The sequence below is a fragment of the Enterobacter sp. 6722112 genome, assembly GCF_058661685.1.
Window position 1 is genome coordinate 973,378 of the sequence record NZ_JBZWGR010000007.1, and the last position, 13,101, is coordinate 986,478.

13 protein-coding genes and 2 pseudogenes are annotated in these 13,101 nt (G+C 57.9%); 6 read left to right on the forward strand and 9 right to left on the reverse strand.

The genetic code is table 11. The features are described from left to right. Positions 1 to 7: 7 nt before the first annotated feature. A complete protein-coding gene (locus AC4OVU_RS06130; RefSeq protein WP_003858859.1) occupies positions 8 to 499 on the reverse strand; it encodes an Hcp family type VI secretion system effector in 492 nt (163 codons plus the stop codon). A 343-nt stretch (positions 500 to 842) separates the two neighbouring features. Next, positions 843 to 1,066: pseudogene (locus AC4OVU_RS06135) on the reverse strand (glutamate-cysteine ligase family protein); the annotation flags it as partial. On the opposite strand from AC4OVU_RS06135, the pseudogene AC4OVU_RS06140 reads away from it, so the two are divergent. Both AC4OVU_RS06140 and AC4OVU_RS06145 read left to right on the forward strand, forming a co-directional pair. Next, a pseudogene (locus tag AC4OVU_RS06140) lies at positions 1,062 to 1,214 on the forward strand (ketopantoate reductase C-terminal domain-containing protein); the annotation flags it as partial. The pseudogenes AC4OVU_RS06135 and AC4OVU_RS06140 sit on opposite strands and share 5 nt — an antisense overlap. A gap of 369 nt (positions 1,215 to 1,583) precedes the next feature. After that, positions 1,584 to 2,252, forward strand: coding sequence for an epoxyqueuosine reductase QueH (locus tag AC4OVU_RS06145; protein WP_023296073.1), 669 nt, complete (start codon positions 1,584 to 1,586; stop codon positions 2,250 to 2,252). A gap of 223 nt (positions 2,253 to 2,475) precedes the next feature. Here AC4OVU_RS06145 and AC4OVU_RS06150 read toward each other — a convergent pair whose 3' ends face one another. Both AC4OVU_RS06150 and AC4OVU_RS06155 read right to left on the reverse strand, forming a co-directional pair. Continuing rightward, positions 2,476 to 2,670, reverse strand: a complete 195-nt coding sequence (locus AC4OVU_RS06150) for a hypothetical protein (protein ID WP_226868929.1) — start codon at positions 2,668 to 2,670, stop codon at positions 2,476 to 2,478. 290 nt (positions 2,671 to 2,960) lie between these two features. Beyond that, positions 2,961 to 3,842 (reverse strand): LysR family transcriptional regulator, encoded by an 882-nt coding sequence (locus AC4OVU_RS06155; protein WP_003858850.1) that lies wholly within the window; start codon positions 3,840 to 3,842, stop codon positions 2,961 to 2,963. 105 nt (positions 3,843 to 3,947) lie between these two features. On the opposite strand from AC4OVU_RS06155, the gene budA reads away from it, so the two are divergent. The 4 genes from budA (at position 3,948) to AC4OVU_RS06175 (ending at position 7,822) form a co-directional block, all read left to right on the forward strand. Further along, positions 3,948 to 4,727 carry an acetolactate decarboxylase gene (gene budA, locus AC4OVU_RS06160; RefSeq protein ID WP_110292971.1) on the forward strand — a complete coding sequence of 260 codons (780 nt, stop codon included), beginning with the start codon at positions 3,948 to 3,950 and terminating at the stop codon, positions 4,725 to 4,727. Then, positions 4,699 to 6,420: an acetolactate synthase AlsS gene (alsS, locus tag AC4OVU_RS06165; RefSeq protein WP_394337916.1), complete on the forward strand. Its 1,722-nt coding sequence runs from the start codon at positions 4,699 to 4,701 to the stop codon at positions 6,418 to 6,420. The genes budA and alsS overlap by 29 nt, the downstream gene beginning before the upstream one ends. A 20-nt stretch (positions 6,421 to 6,440) precedes the next feature. After that, the gene (locus AC4OVU_RS06170; protein ID WP_003858846.1) at positions 6,441 to 7,211 is read left to right on the forward strand and encodes a (S)-acetoin forming diacetyl reductase; all 771 of its coding nucleotides are present in this window, start codon (positions 6,441 to 6,443) and stop codon (positions 7,209 to 7,211) included. 137 nt (positions 7,212 to 7,348) lie between these two features. Continuing rightward, positions 7,349 to 7,822: a cold-shock protein gene (locus AC4OVU_RS06175; protein ID WP_015571193.1), complete on the forward strand. Its 474-nt coding sequence runs from the start codon at positions 7,349 to 7,351 to the stop codon at positions 7,820 to 7,822. A 69-nt stretch (positions 7,823 to 7,891) separates the two neighbouring features. Here AC4OVU_RS06175 and AC4OVU_RS06180 read toward each other — a convergent pair whose 3' ends face one another. The 5 genes from AC4OVU_RS06180 to AC4OVU_RS06200 form a co-directional block, all read right to left on the reverse strand. Next, positions 7,892 to 8,596: an ABC transporter ATP-binding protein gene (locus AC4OVU_RS06180; RefSeq protein ID WP_032103075.1), complete on the reverse strand. Its 705-nt coding sequence runs from the start codon at positions 8,594 to 8,596 to the stop codon at positions 7,892 to 7,894. Next, the gene (locus AC4OVU_RS06185) at positions 8,583 to 9,419 is read right to left on the reverse strand and encodes an ABC transporter ATP-binding protein (RefSeq protein WP_023303248.1); all 837 of its coding nucleotides are present in this window, start codon (positions 9,417 to 9,419) and stop codon (positions 8,583 to 8,585) included. The genes AC4OVU_RS06180 and AC4OVU_RS06185 overlap by 14 nt, the downstream gene beginning before the upstream one ends. Next, a complete protein-coding gene (locus AC4OVU_RS06190; RefSeq protein ID WP_047728234.1) occupies positions 9,412 to 10,245 on the reverse strand; it encodes an ABC transporter permease in 834 nt (277 codons plus the stop codon). Before AC4OVU_RS06190 ends, AC4OVU_RS06185 begins: the two co-directional genes overlap by 8 nt. Then, complete coding sequence (locus AC4OVU_RS06195; protein ID WP_023303249.1) at positions 10,245 to 11,258, reverse strand: ABC transporter permease; 1,014 nt, start codon at positions 11,256 to 11,258, stop codon at positions 10,245 to 10,247. Before AC4OVU_RS06195 ends, AC4OVU_RS06190 begins: the two co-directional genes overlap by 1 nt. A gap of 98 nt (positions 11,259 to 11,356) precedes the next feature. Next, on the reverse strand, positions 11,357 to 12,925 hold the full coding sequence (locus AC4OVU_RS06200; protein ID WP_023303250.1) for an ABC transporter substrate-binding protein: 1,569 nt from the start codon (positions 12,923 to 12,925) through the stop codon (positions 11,357 to 11,359). Between the last annotated feature and the right edge of the window lie 176 nt (positions 12,926 to 13,101).

Sequence of the window (13,101 nt, forward strand, 5' to 3'; positions counted from 1 at the left end):
GTTCTCCTTATGCCGTCTTACGGTCATTCCAGCTATCTGAATGCATGATGTTACCGTCCACGTAGCGCCAGGTAATTTTTTCATAGAGCAGCTCTACCAGCTCAAGATGGTTATGCTTCTCATAGTCAGGATCTTTGATATCAAGCATCATTGGACAGACGCTGGCGATCTTCACGCCTTCCAGAAGGGTGGAAAAATATTCCACTTCCTGACCAGCATCGTTGATACGGTAAAACTTTATCTCTGCGGATTTTAGCTTCTGGCCCGTGCTAACAGCCTTGTACAAATAGGGGCTGGAAGCGTCGATCTCTTTATCGAAAGAATAGGGGGAATGGATGCGAAGACTTGTCGCCTTGCCGTTATGCTTGTCCGTGGGCTGCATTATGCCGTGATTTAAGGCGATAATCTCGATGCTACCTTCACGTCCATATATATCGACAGAGCCTTTTATATCGGCGCCGCCGTCATCTTTAAGCCATAAATAAGCGGGAATAGCCATTTGTTTAAAACTCCATTTAAGGAAATCCTGAAAAGACCTTATGGTTTAGCTTGTTACGTAACTAGTGCAACGCTAGCGCGTACAAAATTGGCCGTCAATTTTGTACAGGGTGGATATAAAACGATCTGCGGTTTCGTTGATGCAAATTAAGAAAGTATGGGGGCTTATGGTTTGGATCTGGATAAATTGTTAATGATTAATACGGTGGTTTTGCTTAAATAATAATTAAGTGAATATTAATTGAAGATGTAATAAATACTTGAATGTTTATTGGGTATTCTGTCTATTTGACTCTTTATTAATTGTTCAAAAACGCATAACGGCTCGTCTGAATATCCACCTATCCGTGGCGACACCCCTGAAAACGGTAAAGAGGTACCGCAGAAAATCCCGTTCCTGATGCTTATAAGGCCGCGTGGTCAGCAGCCAGTGTGACGTGGCCTGGATCAGCCAGGCGATATTAATCGCGTTGTTGAGCGTCAGCGGCTTATCCGTCGACCGCACCTGCACGGTGCTAATGTGCGGGCTGGGGCGAATGTCCCAGTGCAGATCTTTAATGCTGTCGATCCTGTCCGACCGTCAGGCGGATCGCCTGATGGAGTGGGACATCCGCAACGGCGTGATCCAGCGCTACGGCCGCAGGCACGGGATTGCGGTGCCCATCAGCGATGTGGTGGTGCCGCTGCTGGCGGCGGGGAGTGAGGGGCAGGGGTGAGAGAGATAGTGGTATTAACGTCTGGGGAATTGGTCTGGGTGAAAACCTCGCATCAGTTCCCCACAAATGCGCTCACCGGCAAACCAAAACGCTTCGCCAGCGCGCATATGATCCAGCGTTAACGTGCCTGATCTATCTTGGCCTGAAATATTTGTTTAATTTGCGTAGCGTATTCAGGAATTGCTTGCTGAGAAGAAGTGCAGCGGAGATAGTTTTGCTAACCAGGTTATATAGAAACGTGTGAAAGATGCGTCCGCTATGTGTCAATAACAGGCATTGCGGGATATGTATGAGACTGGCCGCCATTCCCGATAGCACAGCTCTGATGCTACACTGTTTTCAGTCCTCATTACCTCAACAAATAAATTTATGACTACCGCTGATTTCAAACGCCCTAAACTAGAACTCCCAAACGGGGCAGATAAACTGCTGCTGCACTCCTGTTGCGCTCCGTGTTCTGGTGAGGTAATGGAGGCGATCCAGGCCTCAGGGATCGACTACACCATCTTCTTCTACAATCCGAACATTCATCCGCAGAAAGAGTATCTGATTCGTAAGGATGAGAATATTCGCTTTGCCGAACAGCACGGCGTACCGTTTATCGATGCGGATTACGATACAGATAACTGGTTTGAGCGCGCCAAAGGCATGGAATGGGAACCCGAGCGCGGCATTCGCTGCACCATGTGTTTTGACATGCGCTTTGAGCGGACTGCGCTTTACGCCGCTGAAAATGGCTTCAACGTGATTAGCAGCTCACTGGGCATCTCTCGCTGGAAAAATATGCAGCAAATCAACGACTGCGGTCAGCGAGCCGCCGCCCACTATCCGGGTATGGTCTATTGGGACTATAACTGGCGGAAACAGGGCGGTTCGTCGCGCATGATTGAAATCAGCAAGCGCGAGCAGTTCTACCAGCAGGAATACTGCGGCTGTGTTTATTCACTGCGTGACAGCAACCTGCACCGCAAATCCCAGGGCCGTCCTCTCATTCAGATCGGTAAGCTTTACTACGGTAAAGAAGACGACCAGGCCTGATTTTATGTCACGCCCTCTGTGGCGTGACCGCCTTCCTGTGCATTCCTCTAACAATTGCATGCCCCACCCGGCACGAACAGTAATTTTTAGTCATGAGATGGCTGAAAGTCGATCTGGCATCGAAGCCTGCTGAACGCTCTTAACAGTCATTCATCAAACAACGTTGTCCTTTGTGTAAGGCCGACTCAGTGAGCCGTTATATAAGGCTCCTTCACAAACTCCGCTAACAACCCAGCAGTTGCTTACAGAGCGTGGCAAATGTCACCGCATCGTCCGTTTCCACCAGTACGCTCACGTACGCCGCACAGGTGCCAGCCAGTTCAAAGAGATCCGCAGAATCGGGAAGTTGCAGGTGAAGAAGGTGATGAACAGCGCTTTCTTCAGCGTGTACGTATGAAAATCCAGGGGTAGTCGCCATTTAGCATCCTCGTTGTCCAAAAAAAATGTCATGTCATGCTAACGGGTTCCTACGCCCGGTTACGGATGTGCCGCAACGCAGGCACTTTACGACCGCGGAGAAGGGATGAAAAGGGATGCCCCTGAATTACATAAGGTTGCTTAAAAGTTTGCGAGGCGGCTTCCAAAGGGCATTGCCGGGTGGCGGCTGCGCCTTACCCGGCCTACAAAACCGCCAACAAGCCAACCAACCCGCGACACGAACCGTAGGCCCGCGCAAGCGCAGCGCCGCCGGGCACAGCCACACCGTAGCTACCCCTCGCTCATCATCGCCAGAAACCGCTTCACCGTCCGCGAACGCTCAAAACGCCGCCAGCAGAGCGCGATATCGGTATAAAGCTCCGGTGAGCGCAGCGCATGGTAGGTGACATTCGGCGGAGAAATAGCGGCCATGGATTTCGGCACCAGCGCGAACCCGCCGCCAGCGGAGACCATGCTCAGGGAAGAGGAAAGTTGTGAGGATTGCAGCGTGTGTTGCATATCGATCCCGGCCCGCTCGCAGCTGCCGTAAACGCGGTCATACAGCCCCGGTGCTACCTCCTGGGGGAACAGCACCACCGGCGTATCCCGCAGCTCATCCAGCGCCAGATCGCCACATGCCGCCAGAGGATGATCGCGATGCAGCGCCACCACCATCGGCTCCCGATCGAGGATTTTTAATTCGAACACCTTACTGCTTTCGCACGGCAGGCGCACAAAGGCGATATCCAGCTCACCCTCCGCCAGCATCGTCGTCAGCGACGACATATTGGCTTCCACCTGGTGAACCTGCACAGCCATGTTCTGCACCTGAAACTGGCGAATCAGGGCGAAGATTTTGGGATGAAAAGCATCTGAACTGGTGATGCCAATCGACAGGCTGCCGTTCAGCCCGCGCGCGATGCCCCGGGCTTTCTCCAGCGCGGCATCGCTCAGCGCCAGTATCTTACAGGCGTCCTCATAGAAGGCCTCTCCCGCTTCGGTCAGCTCCACGCCCCGTGTCAGGCGCCTGAACAGCGGCGTGCCCACTTCCTCTTCGAGCCGTTTGATCTGCTGACTCAGAGGAGGCTGTGAAATACCCAGCGCTTTGGCCGCCCTGGTGAAGTGTCGCTCGCGTGCTACCGCGACAAAATAGCGCAGATAACGAAGTTCCATATCAAAAACGTCTCAAACCAGCATGGATTCTATATTGGAACTCTCTGCTGAATCGGGTCAACATTTATTTAACCTTTATAAATAAAGTTGAAGAGGACGGGCATGATGATGCATTCATCTGCATGCGACTGTGAGGCGAGTTTATGCGAGACCCTGCGTGGGTTCTCGGCTCAGCATCCTGACAGCGTGATCTATCAGACATCGCTAATGAGCGCCCTGCTAAGCGGCGTCTACGAAGGGGAGACGACCATCGCCGACCTGCTGGCACACGGTGATTTTGGTCTCGGTACCTTTAACGAGCTGGACGGTGAAATGATTGCCTTCAGCAGCCAGGTGTACCAGCTGCGCGCCGACGGCAGCGCCCGCGCCGCGAAGCCGGAGCAAAAAACGCCGTTCGCGGTGATGACCTGGTTCCAGCCGCAGTACCGCAAGGCCTTCGACGGGCCGGTCAGCCGTCAGCAGATCCACGACGTGATCGACAAGCAAATCCCCTCCGATAACCTGTTCTGCGCGCTGCGCATCGACGGCAATTTCCGCCACGCGCACACCCGCACCGTACCGCGCCAGAGACCGCCGTACCGGGCGATGACCGACGTGCTGGATGACCAGCCGGTGTTCCGCTTTAACCAGCGCGAGGGCGTACTGGTCGGGTTCCGCACCCCGCAGCATATGCAGGGCATTAACGTGGCGGGCTATCACGAACACTTTATCACCGACGACCGTCAGGGCGGGGGCCACCTGCTCGACTATCAGCTGGAGAACGGCGTGCTCACCTTCGGCGAAATCCACAAGCTGATGATTGACCTGCCCGCCGACAGCGCGTTTTTACAGGCCAACCTGCACCCCAGCAACCTTGATGCGGCTATCCGCGCCGTCGAAAACTAACAGGAGAACTACCGTGAACAGTGAGAAACAGTCACGTCAGTGGGCGCACGGCGCCGATATGGTTGTCGGCCAGCTGGAAGCGCAGGGTGTGAAGCAGGTGTTCGGCATACCGGGCGCAAAAATCGACAAGGTCTTTGACTCCCTGCTGGACTCCTCCATCGAGATTATCCCGGTGCGTCACGAGGCGAACGCGGCGTTTATGGCGGCGTCGGTAGGACGGTTAACCGGCAAGGCCGGGGTCGCGCTGGTCACCTCCGGGCCGGGCTGCTCCAACCTGATCACCGGCATCGCCACCGCCAACAGCGAAGGTGACCCTGTGGTCGCGCTGGGCGGGGCGGTGAAGCGGGCAGATAAAGCGAAACTGGTGCACCAGAGCATGGATACCGTCGCCATGTTCAGCCCGGTCACCAAATACGCCGTCGAAGTTAATTCACCGGACGCGATTGCCGAGGTGGTGTCGAACGCGTTTCGCGCTGCCGAGCAGGGCAGGCCGGGCGGGGCGTTTGTCAGCCTGCCGCAGGATATTGTCGACCAGCCCACCACGGGGGCGATTTTACCCGCCAGCACCGCGGCGCTGATGGGCCCGGCGCCGGAGTCAGCCATCAACGACGTGGCGAATCTTATCGCGAAGGCCAAAAACCCGGTCATCTTACTCGGCCTGATGGCCAGCCAGCCCGCCAACAGCGCCGCGCTGCATAAGCTGCTGGAGAGAAGCCGTATTCCGGTCACCAGCACCTATCAGGCCGCCGGGGCGGTGAATCAGGAACACTTCACCCGCTTCGCCGGACGCGTCGGCCTCTTTAACAACCAGGCGGGCGACCGGCTGCTGCATCTGGCGGACCTGATTATCTGCATCGGCTACAGCCCGGTGGAGTACGAGCCGTCCATGTGGAACAGCGGCGACGCGACGCTGGTGCACATTGACGTGCTGCCCGCCTATGAGGAGCGCAAGTATGTTCCCGATCTGGAACTGGTCGGGGATATTGCCGCCACGCTGAATCTGCTTGCCAGTCGAATCGAGCACAAACTTGAACTCAGCCAGCGCGCCTCGGAAATTCTTGTCGATCGCCAGCATCAGCGGGACCTCCTCGACCGTCGCGGCGCATCGCTTAACCAGTTTGCTCTGCATCCGCTGCGCATCGTGCGCGCCATGCAGGACATCGTGAACAACGACGTGACGCTCACCGTGGACATGGGCAGCTTCCATATCTGGATCGCCCGCTACCTCTACAGCTTCCGGGCGCGTCAGGTGATGATCTCCAACGGTCAGCAGACCATGGGCGTGGCGCTGCCGTGGGCGATTGGCGCGTGGCTGGTCAACCCGGGGCGCAAGGTGGTCTCGGTCTCCGGGGACGGCGGCTTTTTGCAGTCGAGCATGGAGCTGGAAACCGCCGTACGCCTCAACGCCAACGTGCTGCACATCATCTGGGTGGATAACGCCTACAACATGGTGGCCATCCAGGAAGAGAAAAAATACCAGAGGCTTTCCGGCGTCGAGTTCGGCCCGGTCGATTTCAAAGCCTATGCCGACGCGTTCGGTGCGAAAGGCTTTGCCGTCGAGAGCGCCGATGCGCTCGAACCGACGCTGCGTGCGGCAATGGATATCGATGGCCCGGCCGTGGTGGCCATTCCCGTCGACTACAGCGATAACCCGCTGCTGATGGGCCAGCTCCATCTCAGCCAGATTTTGTGAATCAATATAAGGACAGAGAAATGCAAAAAGTGGCTCTCGTAACCGGCTCCGGCCAGGGGATTGGCAAAGCGATCGCGCTTCGCCTGGTGAAGGATGGTTTTGCCGTTGCTATTGCGGATTACAACGAAGAGACGGCGAAAGCGGTCGCGGATGAGATCACCCGTAACGGCGGGAAGGCCGTCGCCGTGAAGGTGGACGTCTCTGACCGCGAGCAGGTGTTCGCGGCGGTGGAAAAAGCCCGCACCGCGCTGGGCGGTTTTAACGTCATCGTCAATAACGCCGGGGTGGCGCCGTCCACGCCCATAGAATCCATCACGCCGGAGATTGTCGACAAGGTTTACAACATCAACGTGAAAGGGGTGATCTGGGGCATTCAGGCCGCAATTGACGCGTTTCGTAAAGAGGGGCACGGCGGCAAGATCATCAACGCCTGCTCCCAGGCGGGCCACACCGGTAACCCGGAGCTGGCCGTCTACAGTTCCAGTAAATTCGCGGTGCGCGGCTTAACCCAGACCGCCGCGCGGGATCTCGCGCCGCTGGGGATCACCGTTAACGCCTACTGCCCGGGGATCGTCAAAACGCCGATGTGGGCGGAAATCGACCGTCAGGTCTCCGAGGCGGCGGGTAAACCGCTTGGCTACGGGACGGAAACCTTTGCCAAACGCATCACGCTTGGCCGTTTGTCCGAACCGGAAGACGTGGCCGCCTGCGTCTCTTACCTCGCCGGGCCGGATTCCGACTACATGACCGGTCAGTCGCTGCTGATTGATGGTGGGATGGTGTTCAACTAAATACACAATACTAAAAAGCTCTGACATGAACTTTCCCCTGCTCCCGTGCAGGGGCTTTTTTTTGTCTCGTCAGCCATTGTGCATTACACTGCGCGCTGCAAAACTTTAGTCTTGAGATCTGACAGGCGGTAACAGCGATGAACGGTACAATCACAACGTGGTTTAAAGATAAAGGCTTTGGATTTATCAAAGATGAAAACGGCGACAACCGCTATTTTCATGTGATTAAGGTCGCCAACCCTGATCTGATTAAGAAAGATGCGGCGGTGACCTTCGAGCCAACCACCAACAGCAAAGGCCTTTCCGCGTATGCGGTGAAGGTGATCCCGGAGAGTAAGCATCTTTATATTGCGGGCGAGCGCGTGAAGCTCACCTCAATTAAATCCTTCGTGGTGTTCAGCGAGGAAGAGCCCGTTGAGACCAAAATCGACAAAGAGAATGCGGTGCTGTCGGTGGGGCTGCTGATGAACAGCATCAAACCCAAAACCGAGAAAAAGCCGGGCGAAATGCGCACGGTGAAGAAGCTGGCGATCACTACCTTCCAGAACACGACGCTGATCTTCACTGAAGATGAGATCGACATCGATGCCACGGTGAAGCTGCTGAAGTAACGTTTTGCCGGGTGGCGGCTACGCCTTACCCGGCCTACGAAATGCGTGCGGCACTCGCCGCCGCACGGTTTACCCCATCCTGTGCTCGCCCCGCAACATTGCTTCACGGTCAAATACCCGCTGGATCTCCCCGTGCGCCATAAATGCCGCCCGGTCGGACATATGCGCAATCACGTCCGCATCGTGGCTCACCAGCAGGTAGGTCATGCCGTGCTGCGCCTTCAGGCGGTTGAGCAGGTTCAGGATCTCCGCCTGTACCGACATATCCAGCGCCGAGGTCGGTTCATCCAGCAGCAGAAGCTGCGGGCGCAGCAGCAGCGCGCGGGCAATGGCCACGCGCTGACGCTGTCCGCCGGAAAGCTGATGCGGGTAACGCCTGCCCGCGTCGGCAGCCAGACCCACCTGTTGCAGCGCATCCGCCACCTTTTCGGCAACCTGGGTTTCGCCGTGGATGTTTAACGGCTCCGACAGGGTGCGGGCAATGGTGTGGTTCGGGTGCAAAGACGCCCACGGATCCTGGAACACCATCTGCACGTTACGGCGAAGCGCGCCTTCAAAACGTCGTCCTGGCCGTAAATTTTCCCCGAGGACGGAAATGTGGCCATTCCACTCGCGCAGCAGCCCCGCCAGCACGCGCAGAAGAGTCGATTTGCCGCAGCCGGATTCACCGATCAGGCTGAAGGTTTCGCCTTTTTCGATGGCAAAACTGGCGGCGGAAACCGCCGTTTTTTCACCAAAACTCACCCGGAGCTGGTTAACCTCAACGAGTGCCATTGTCGGCCTCCTTCCACGGTTGCGAACGGTCGAGCGTCGGCAGCATCTGGCCGAACGTCCCGGCGTTCGGGCGGCAGGTCCAGAGCGTGCGCGTGTAAGGATGGGTTGCCTGCGGCAACTGGCTCGCCGCCATTTCATCAACTTTCTCACCCTGATACATCACCAGCACGCGGTCACAGTGTTCCGCGACGAGCGGCAAGTCGTGGCTGATTAACAGCATCGCCATCTGCCGCGCCTCGCACTGCTGTACCAGCAGCTCCAGGATCTGGTTGCGCAGGCGTGCGTCCAGCGCGGAAGTCGGTTCGTCGGCGATCAGCACCTGCGGGTTGTTGACGAGCGCAATGGCGATCATCACGCGCTGGCCCATGCCGCCGGAGAGTTCGCCGGGATAGCGCTGGAGCACGTGCTCGTTCAGCCCCACGGCGCGGATGATATCGTGAATGCGCGCCAGGCGTTCGGCGCGGGGCAGGCGCTGATGGAGGGTCAGCGCCTCATCAAGCTGGGCGGCGACGGTTTTCACCGGGTTTAGCGCGTAGCGCGGGTCCTGTAGAACCATCGCAATGCCGTTGCCGCGCAGCGCCTGCCAGCGGCGGCTGTTTAGGGTCAGCAGGTCGTTGCCAAGCACGTTAAGCCGCTTAGCGCTCACGATGCCGGGCTTGCGCACCAGCCCCATCAGGGCGCGGGCAGACATGGACTTGCCGGAGCCGGATTCTCCCACCAGCGCCAGCCGCTCGTTGCCTAACGTAAAGCTCAGGTTGTGGACCACGCGCGCGGCGGGGTAGTCGATATTCAGCGCATCGACGATGACGCGGTGTTCAGTCATGCTGTGGCTCCAGTACGTCGCGCAGGCCATCGCCCAGCAGGTTAAAGGCCAGGCTGGCAAACAGAATCGCCCCGCCTGGAATGGCGGCAATCCACCACTGGTCAAAAATGACCTGCATGCCGTCGGCGATCATCGCGCCCCATTCCGCCATCGGTGGACGTGCGCCCAGGCCAAGGAAACCCAGCCCGGCGGCGGCCAGAATGATCCCGGCCAGATCCAGCGCCAGCCGCACAATCGCGGAGGGCAGGCACAGGGGCAGAATATGGCCGACCAGCAGGCGCGGACCGCGAATGCCCATCATCTCCGCGGCGGCCAGATAATCGCTGTGGCGCAGACGCTGGATTTCACTGCGCGCCTGGCGCGCATAGGCAGGCCAGGTCGTTAAGGCCAGCGCCAGCGCGCCGTTCACCAGACCGGGGCCGAGCATCGCGACAAACGCGAAGGCGAGGATCAGGCGCGGCATCGACATCACCACGTCGGTAAAGCGCATCAGGATGCGCTCCATCCAGCCGCCGTAGTAGCCTGACAAAATCCCCACCAGCAGACCGGCGGGGAGGGTAATAACGGTGACTAAGGCCACCAGCCCCAGTGCCGGATGGGTGCCGTAGATTAATCGGGAGAGCAGATCCCGCCCATAGCTGTCGGTACCCAGCCAGTGCTGCGCGTTGGGCGGTTGCAGACGCGCGGCGGCGTCCTGCCAGTTGGGATCATGCGGCGCAAGCCACGGCGCGAACAGGGCAATAAGCACCAGCAGCGCGATGGCGATCAGCCCGCAAAACGCGGCAGGGGAGCGGCGCAGGCGGCGTAAGAAGAGATAAAACGGCATTAGCGCACCCTGGGATCGGTCGCCCGCACAAGCAGGTCGGTAAGGTTATTGATCAGAACAAAGCAGACGCCAATCAGCAGCGTGCCGCCCATCACGGCGGTGGTGTCACCGGCGAACAGGGCCGTGGTGAGGTAGCGCCCGATGCCCGGCCACGAGAAGACGGTTTCGGTTAATACCGCGCCCTCCAGCATGCTGGTGTAGGCCAGCGCAATCACCGTCAATAGGGTACTGCGAATGTTCGGCAGCACGTGACGCAGCAGGATGGTCATCTCTCCAGCGCCCTTGGCGCGGGCGAGCAATATGTACTCTTTGTTCATCTCGCTCAGACAGGCGGAGCGCGTCAGTCGGGTGATACTTGCCAGCGAGTAGTAGGCCAGCAGCAGTACCGGCAGCACCAGGTGGCTGATGGCGTTGCGGAACGCCTCGCGGTCGCCGGAAAGCCAGGTATCAACCAGCGCAAATCCGGTTCGTGGCTCAACGGTGAATTGCCAGATGTCGTCCAGCCTGCCGGGGCCAGCGCTCCACTGTAGTTTCGCGTAGAACAGAGCCAGCATCAGCAGTCCGAGCCAGAATATTGGCACCGAATTGCCGAGCAGGGTGAGCGTTCTGATCGCTAAGTCCAGTGGCGAACCGGCGTAGCGGGCGCACAGTACACCCGCAATCACGCCGAGTACCGTGCCGATAATTAGCGCCAGCGTTGCCAGTTCCAGCGTGGCGGGAAAGGCGTGCAGCAGGTCCTGCAATACCGGCTGACCGGTAGCGCTGGCGGTGCCTAAATCACCGTGAGCGAGGTTTTGCAGGTAGTGCCAGAACTGTACGGGAAGAGGCCGATCCAGCCCAAGCTGGTGGCGAACCTGATCGTAAGTGGACTGGCTGGCGTGATCGCCGACGATCTGCAATACGCGATCGACCGGGGAAAAGGCAGAGAGCGCAAACGTGACCAGCAGTAGCCCGAACAGCGTGAGCAGGAGAGTCAGCAGACCCTGAAGCACGCGGGTGGAAAGATGTGGCATGGGAAATCTCTTTATGCCGGGTGGCGGCTTCTCCTTACCCGGCCTGCAAAAACCAGGAACGTAGGCCGGGTAAGCGCAGCGCCACCCGGCAACAAGGGCTACTTCGTAACGCGATCGTACCAGACCATATCCGCGTTCAGCCCCTGCTGATACCCCTTCACGTTATCGCGCACCACGATCTGGGTTTTGCCCTGGTCAACGAACACATACGGCGAGTTATGCTGTAACTGTTCCTGCATCTTCTTATACAGATCCAGACGTTTTGCCGGATCCGGCTCGGCAACCGCCGCCAGCGTAGCGTTGTTCAGCTCCGGAATTTTCCAGCCGTTAAGCCCGGCCACGGTGCTGGATTTCCCGTCATTCCATGCGAAGGCGCTGGCGTTGGAGTGTGCATCGAAGTAGTCCGGGATCCACAGACGTATGGCCGCCTGATGCTGTTTCGCACGCACGCGGGCGTACACCTGGCTACCCGCCGCGGGCAGCAGATCCACCTTCACGCCGCCCTGAGCGAAGCTCGCCTGCATGGATTGCGCGATGGTGATGAACGGCGGTTTATTCTCTACGTCCAGCGTGAAATGCGCGTCTTTGATGCCCGCCCTGGCGAGGATCGCTTTTGCTTTTGCCGGGTCAAACGTGAACGGATTGTCCTCCAGCGCGCCCGGCAGGCCGACCGGCAGGAAGCTCTGATGAACAAAATACTGGCCTTTCAGCAGATCTTTGGTGATGCCTTCATAATCCACCAGCCAGCGCGAGGCTTCCCAGAACGCTGGATTATTCAGCAGCGGGTTAGCGCTGTTGCCGGTGTTAAACACCAGATAGTTTTGCTCGGCAGAAGGGATGCTAAGCACCTTCACACCCGGCTTGCCGCTGAGGGCGATTATCTGGTCTGCACCCAGATCGCGCGCCACGTCCGCATCACCCTGCTGGATCAGCAGGCGGCGGGAAGCGGGATCGGGGACGTTTTTAATGATGATGCTTTTAAGCTTCGGCGCGCCGCCGGGTGCGGATTCGTTGGCTTCCAGCACGATGGCCTGATGCGGCTGGTAAACGCGCATTTTGAACGCGCCGCTGCCCGCAGAGTGCATTTTTAACCACGCGTTGCCGAAGTCGTTATCCTTCACGTTCGCCGCAACCTGCTTTTCATCGACGATGGAGGCAATCGGCGTGGAGAGTATATTCAGCGCTACCGACGGGCTGACGTCCGCCGTCCAGCGAAGCGTGAGGGTATGGTCGTCCACTTTCTTGAGCTGGCTGGCGATGTTGCTGGCGTCCCAGCCCAGTACGTTGAGGATAAACGCCGGGGATTTGTTCAGCGTCACGGCGCGGGTATATGAGAAGATCACATCTTCCGGGCGCAGCGGGTTGCCGGAGGCAAATTTTGCATCGGGCTTAAGTTTGATGGTCAGGGTTTTTGCTGCCGCGTCCGCTTCCCAGCTTTCGGCCAGAACCGGGGTGATTTTTTCCGGGTTATCGCGGTCCGGCTGTACCAGACGCTGATACAAACTCGGTACGGTCTGGATGCTGGAAAGTTCGTTGGCTTCGGCCGGGTCAAGGCTCACGATATCATCCAGACCCTGGGCGACAACCAGCGTGTTGGGCGGGGTAGCGGCGTGAGCAGCGCTTGAGAGCGCAGCCAGCACCAGTAACGGCAGCAGTTTTTTATTCATAGCGATCCCTGAAGAAAATATATTGTGATTGTTTTATGCACCGTTACGGTAGGCTGGCTGAGGATTTCCTCAAAGTCGAAATTCTGCTTTGCTTATGCCCTCCGGGAATAACGCATTCGGTCTGGTTATGAATCACCTCTCTTTTCGTTCGCTTTTTAACCTGCTATAACAAACTC